This window comes from Cyanobium sp. NIVA-CYA 375 (assembly GCF_056108345.1).
This window is the reverse complement of record NZ_JBSYHW010000287.1, coordinates 1-843: the sequence shown is the minus strand read 5'-3', so window position 1 is coordinate 843 and position 843 is coordinate 1. Positions and strand designations below refer to the sequence as shown.

Sequence of the window (843 nt, the reverse complement as noted above, 5' to 3'; positions counted from 1 at the left end):
TCTAGACACCGTCAAGCCAGGCCTGGTGCACTACGACATCGGCGATTGCTTGCAGGAACACCTCGCCAGAGGTGGAGGTGATCGAGCTCGCCACCAGCGCGCCGCTTTCGGCATTGCCGAACACATCGCCTGTCGCGCTGACCGAACCCAGCCCGACGCTTTGCCCGTCAACCGAAACAGCGTCGCCGGAGGTCACGCTGAGGCCGTCAATCGCGCCATTGCTGGCCAGCAGGGACACGCCGCCGTCGCTGACAATATCATCGAACCCGAGATTGCCGTCAGCGGCAATCGAGACGCCGCCCGCACCGGCCCCGCTCACATCCCGCAGGGCGACATCGCCGCCCGCAACCAGGTTCGCGCCGCCGCCCGAGAGAGTGATGTCGCGCAGGCCGATGCTGCCTGCCGCCGTGGCCGAAACGCCGCTGGCGATCAGGTCACGCGCGGCAATCGCGCCGGTCTGCGCCAGCAGGGTCAGCGTGCCGCCTGCCACCAGGTCGCCCGTCGCAGTGATCGACCCGCCCGCAGTCAGGCCTGCATTGCCGCTGACCGATGCGGAGCCGAGCGCAATCGCGCCGCCCGCCGTTGCGGCAAGGTCGCCGCCTTGCACCGCGACCGTGCCGAGGGTGATGTCGACATCGGCCCCGACCGTCAGCCCGCCGGCCACAGTGGTCTGCCCGCCAATGGCGACCGACCCGAAGGTCGAGGTCACGCTGCTCTCCCCCGGACCGGCGGTGAGGTCAGTCCCGGTGATATTGCCATTGCCGAAACCGGGCTGCCGCGAAGGTTCGGTCAGCAGCGTCACTGTCTGCCCGGCTGCCAGCGTCGCGAAATCGATCTGGCTGC

At 68.9% G+C, this 843-nt stretch carries 1 protein-coding gene; it reads right to left on the bottom strand.

All coding sequences use genetic code 11. The features are described from left to right. Position 1: 1 nt before the first annotated feature. Positions 2-843 (bottom strand): hypothetical protein (locus tag AC01FP_RS18125; RefSeq protein WP_474482207.1); only part of this gene is annotated, 842 nt, incomplete at its 5' end.